Raw genomic sequence first — 558 nt, 5'->3', positions numbered from 1 at the left:
TACCGTCCGGGTTCACCTTCGTGGAGCCGATAACCTGGCCGTTGTCGATGATGTTCACCGTGCTGCCCGGCTCGGCCTTGCCGCTCAGGGTCGGGGTGTTGTCATCGGTGGTGTCGCCGCTCACGACCGGGCCCTGGTAGGCGCCGACGTTGTCGGTGACCAGCAGGTCAGAGGCCGCGTCCGGTGCTTTTGTATCCACCACGATACCGAAGCCGCCGGTTGGCTCACTGGTGCGTCCCACGCCGTCGGTGACGGTGGCGGTGAAGCTGTGGTTGCCGTCAGCCAGCGCCGTATCCGGCGTGAAGCTCCAGCTGCCGTTGCTGCCCACGGTGGCGGTGCCAATCAGGCGGCCGTTATCGTAGATGCTGATGGTGCCGCCGATCACGCCGCTGCTGCCGCTCAGGGTCGGGGTGGTGTCGTTGGTGACGTCGCCCTTCTGCAGGTAGTCGGCGTGCGGTGCCACGTCGTCATACACGGTGTCCAGCGTCGGCGCCTGCGGCGGCACGGTGGCCACGTTGATGACGTATTCCGCGGACGGGCCGGAGACGTTGCCCACGC

1 protein-coding gene is annotated in these 558 nt (G+C 67.2%); it reads right to left on the bottom strand.

The annotated features are described in order from the left end of the window. Window positions 1-558: Ig-like domain-containing protein (locus tag AC2T6E_RS22635; RefSeq protein WP_486693252.1), on the bottom strand; the 558-nt coding region annotated here is incomplete at both ends.

It is taken from the genome of Enterobacter sp. B79-1 (genome assembly GCF_057444735.1).
The sequence above is the reverse complement of the archived record's forward strand: the minus strand, read 5'-3'. Positions and strand labels throughout refer to the sequence as shown.